The following is a 4,492-nucleotide window of genomic DNA, read 5'->3' as shown; positions in this document are numbered from 1 at the left end:
AGATAACAATGCAGCGCAAAACCACCAGCACCCTGCGTGTTGCAGGCAGCAAGAGCATCAGCGATGAACTACGCACGAACAAAGTCTTCGAACACCGCAGCCCGGAAGAAATCGAAGCCGAGCGCAAACGCGAACTGGAAGAACGTCGCGCAGTAGAAAATGCTGCTCGTCAGAAGGCTGAAGAAGAAGCCAAGCGTCGCGCCGAAGAAGAAGCGCGTCGCCAGCCTGCTGCTGCGCAACCTGCTAACACTGAGGCCGTTGCTGCGCCTAGCGCGCCTGTTGAAGCTGTTCGTGAGGCCGCTCCGGTTGCCGCCGCGCCAGCTCCTGCAGCCGACGCTCGCAAACGCGAAGAACCTCGCCGCCCGGACAAACCACGTGCCGACGATAACAATCGTCGTGGCAGTGGCGATGGTGAGCGCAAAAACGCTCCACATCGTGCTTCGGTCAAAGAGAAGGCGCCAGCGCCACGCGTTGCCCCACGTACTACCGACGAAGAAAGCGACAGCTTCCGTCGCGGTGGTCGCGGCAAGGCCAAGCTGAAGAAGCGCAACGCCCACGGTTTCCAGAGCCCAACCGGCCCTGTCGTGCGTGACGTGCAGATCGGCGAGACCATCACTGTTGGCGACCTCGCCAATCAGATGTCGGTCAAGGCTGCTGAAATCATCAAGTTCATGTTCAAACTGGGTACCCCAGCGACCATCAACCAGGTACTGGACCAGGAAACTGCCCAACTGGTTGCTGAAGAGCTGGGCCACAAAGTGACCCTGGTCAGCGACACCGCCCTGGAAGATTCCCTGGCCGAGTCCCTGAAGTTTGAAGGCGAGACGTTCTCCCGTGCGCCAGTCGTGACCGTAATGGGCCACGTTGACCATGGTAAGACCTCGCTGCTCGACTATATCCGTCGTGCCAAGGTAGCTGCAGGCGAAGCCGGCGGCATCACCCAGCACATCGGTGCATACCACGTTGAAACCGAACGCGGCATGGTCACCTTCCTCGACACCCCTGGTCACGCCGCGTTTACCGCCATGCGTGCCCGTGGTGCCAAGGCGACTGACATCGTGATCCTGGTAGTTGCAGCGGACGACGGCGTAATGCCACAGACCATTGAAGCTGTCCAGCACGCTAAAGCCGCTGGTGTTCCTCTGGTTGTTGCAGTGAACAAAATCGACAAGCCGGGCGCCGATCTCGATCGCATCCGTAGCGAACTGTCGGTTCACGGCGTGACTTCCGAAGAGTGGGGCGGTGATACGCCATTCGTTTCGGTTTCGGCGAAAGTCGGTACCGGTGTAGACGAACTGCTTGAAGCTGTCCTGCTGCAAGCCGAAGTTCTTGAACTGAAAGCAACTCCATCGGCCCCGGGTCGTGGTGTTGTGGTTGAATCGCGTCTCGACAAGGGTCGTGGCCCGGTTGCAACCGTTCTGGTTCAAGACGGTACCCTGCGCCAAGGCGACATGGTACTGGTCGGTTCGAACTATGGCCGTGTACGTGCCATGCTCGACGAGAACGGCAAGCCAATCAAGGAAGCCGGTCCTTCCATCCCTGTCGAGATCCTCGGCCTGGACGGTACCCCGGACGCTGGCGACGAGATGAGCGTGCTGTCGGACGAGAAGAAAGCCCGTGAAGTGGCTCTGTTCCGTCAAGGCAAGTTCCGCGAAGTCAAGCTGGCCCGTGCTCACGCCGGCAAGCTGGAAAACATCTTCGAGAACATGGGCCAGGCAGAGAAGAAGACGCTTAACATCGTCCTCAAATCTGACGTTCGTGGTTCCCTCGAAGCGTTGAACGGCGCCTTGAATGGCCTGGGTAACGACGAAGTGCAAGTGCGTGTGGTCGGCGGCGGTGTCGGTGGTATCACCGAATCCGATGCCAACCTGGCGCTGGCCTCCAACGCTGTACTGTTCGGCTTCAACGTGCGTGCCGATGCTGGCGCACGGAAGATCGTCGAGCAGGAAGGCCTGGACATGCGTTACTACAACGTCATCTACGACATCATCGAAGACGTCAAGAAAGCCCTCACCGGCATGCTTGGCAGCGACGTCCGGGAGAACATCCTGGGTGTGGCCGAGGTGCGTGACGTGTTCCGCTCGCCGAAATTCGGCGCGATCGCCGGTTGCATGGTTATCGAAGGTGTTGTGCACCGTAACCGTCCAATCCGTGTACTGCGTGAAGACATCGTTATCTTCGAAGGCGAGCTGGAATCCCTGCGCCGCTTCAAGGATGACGCTTCCGAAGTACGTGCCGGCATGGAATGCGGTATTGGCGTCAAGAGCTACAACGACGTCAAGGCGGGTGACAAGATCGAAGTCTACGAGAAGGTCCAGGTTGCTCGCAGCCTCTAACTCGCGTACTTCAAGGGCCACGCAGCGCCCGGGCAAGCAAATGCCTGGCGCTGTGTCCGGACTCTAAACGCAACGCCCGGTCTGGCTTTTGTCAGGCCGGGCGTTTGTCGCTTTCAGACCCCACGGGTTTCACCGTGTGGCAGCAACAGGTAACAAGACATGGCAAAAGAATACAGCCGTACCCAACGTATCGGCGATCAGATGCAGCGTGAGCTGGCACAGCTGATCCGTCGTGAAGTAAAAGACCCACGTGTTGGCCTGGTCACCATCACCGCCGTTGAAGTCAGCCGTGACGTTGGTCACGCCAAGATCTTCATCACCGTGATGGGCCAGGACAACAGCGAAGAAATCGCGCAAAGCATCAAGGTGCTCAACTCCGCCGCAGGTTTCCTGCGTATGCAGTTGGCCCGTGAAATGAAACTGCGCAGCGTTCCTCAGTTGCACTTCCACTACGACGAAAGTGTCGTGCGTGGCGCGCACCTGTCGGCACTGATCGAGCGGGCCGTGGCTGAAGACAATCAGCACCCGGAATCCGCCACGCCTGAAGACGCCAAGGAGTAATCGGTGGCTCAGGTCAAACGCATCCGTCGTAATGTCAGCGGCATCATTCTGCTCGACAAACCCATTGGTTTTACCTCCAATGCGGCGTTGCAGAAGGTTCGCTGGCTGCTCAATGCCGAGAAGGCAGGGCACACCGGCAGCCTCGACCCCTTGGCCACCGGCGTGTTGCCGTTGTGCTTCGGCGAGGCCACCAAGTTTTCGCAATACCTGCTCGATTCCGACAAGGGCTACGAGACCCTGATGCAACTGGGCAAGACCACCACCACGGCAGACGCCGAAGGTGATGTTTTGCAGGTTCGCGAGGTGACCGTTGGTCGTGCTGATATCGAAGCTGCCTTACCTGCTTTTCGTGGGCAAATCAGTCAGATACCGCCGATGTACTCGGCTCTCAAGCGTGATGGCCAGCCTCTTTACAAGCTGGCACGTGCAGGGGAAGTGGTGGAGCGCGAACCGCGTTCTGTTACTATTGCGCGCTTGGAATTGCTCGCCGCTGAAGGCGACACTGCCCGGTTGGCGGTGGACTGCAGCAAAGGCACCTATATCCGCACCCTCGTGGAAGATATCGGTGAGCAACTAGGCTGTGGCGCATACGTTGCAGAACTGCGACGCACCCAGGCAGGCCCTTTCACCCTGGCCCAGACGGTCACGCTGGAAGAGCTGGAAGCAGTGCATGCCGAAGGCGGCAACGAAGCGGTTGATCGCTTCCTGATGCCATCGGACAGCGGTTTACTGGATTGGCCATTGCTGCACTTCTCGGAGCACAGCGCGTTCTACTGGCTTAACGGCCAGCCGGTACGTGCACCGGATGCCCCGAAGTTCGGCATGGTGCGGGTACAAGATCACAACGGTCGCTTTATCGGTATCGGTGAAGTGAGCGAAGACGGGCGCATCGCGCCGCGTCGACTGATTCGGTCAGAATGACCGAAACCAGTTTGTGGTAAAAGCGCAGTAGCTTTTACTCAAACTGGAACGAGGGTGGCTGTTAGCAGGCATGGTCACTACTCATTTTTAGATACAGGGATTTGTCCCTGGCCTGTTGAAACTGCCCTTTGGGTGGTTTCCTGAAAAAAGGATTGCCTCATGGCTCTCGACGTTCAAGAAAAAGCACAAATCGTTGCTGACTATCAGCAAGCTGTTGGTGACACTGGTTCGCCAGAAGTGCAAGTTGCACTGCTCACCCACAACATCAACAAGCTGCAAGGTCACTTCAAGGCCAACGGTAAAGATCACCACTCCCGTCGTGGTCTGATCCGCATGGTAAACCAGCGCCGTAAGCTGCTGGACTACCTGAAAGGCAAGGATCTGGGTCGTTATCAGACTCTGATCGGTCGCCTGGGTCTGCGTCGCTAATAAGCGATTGCGCTAGAGGTTGGTTGGCTGTCGTGTGTCAGTGGGTTTCCCGCTGGCCCATGGCAGGCTTCCAGCCTCAAGTTTTATCTGGATACACGTTTTACCCTGGACAGGCGTTGGGCCGATTCCCGACATTGCCCAAGAATTTCGCAAGAAGACAAGTTCCCCAAGAGCCACAAAGAAGGAAGGAAACAGATAACCCTGTTATCAAAAAATACAAGTTCGGTCAGACGACAGATACACTC

The 4,492-nt window shown here is 57.7% G+C and carries 5 protein-coding genes; all 5 read left to right on the top strand.

What is annotated here, in order from left to right; translation table 11 throughout:
- Nucleotides 1-2,336 (top strand): translation initiation factor IF-2 (gene infB / locus ACIOMR_RS30770; protein WP_401198185.1); only part of this gene is annotated, 2,336 nt, incomplete at its 5' end.
- 159 nt (nt 2,337-2,495) lie between these two features.
- Nucleotides 2,496-2,897: a 30S ribosome-binding factor RbfA gene (rbfA, locus tag ACIOMR_RS30765; protein ID WP_003212184.1), complete on the top strand. Its 402-nt coding sequence runs from the start codon at nt 2,496-2,498 to the stop codon at nt 2,895-2,897.
- 3 nt (nt 2,898-2,900) lie between these two features.
- A complete protein-coding gene (gene truB, locus ACIOMR_RS30760) occupies nt 2,901-3,818 on the top strand; it encodes a tRNA pseudouridine(55) synthase TruB (RefSeq protein ID WP_003212182.1) in 918 nt (305 codons plus the stop codon).
- 159 nt (nt 3,819-3,977) lie between these two features.
- Nucleotides 3,978-4,247 carry a 30S ribosomal protein S15 gene (rpsO, locus tag ACIOMR_RS30755; RefSeq protein WP_003177875.1) on the top strand — a complete coding sequence of 90 codons (270 nt, stop codon included), beginning with the start codon at nt 3,978-3,980 and terminating at the stop codon, nt 4,245-4,247.
- A gap of 59 nt (nt 4,248-4,306) precedes the next feature.
- On the top strand, nt 4,307-4,492 hold a 186-nt coding region (locus tag ACIOMR_RS30750; protein WP_401198179.1), incomplete at its 3' end, for a hypothetical protein.

Source organism: Pseudomonas sp. NPDC087814, assembly GCF_044742865.1.
Lineage (GTDB): Bacteria > Pseudomonadota > Gammaproteobacteria > Pseudomonadales > Pseudomonadaceae > Aquipseudomonas.
Note: the sequence above shows the minus strand (reverse complement) of the source record. Positions and strands in the feature narration are given on the sequence as shown.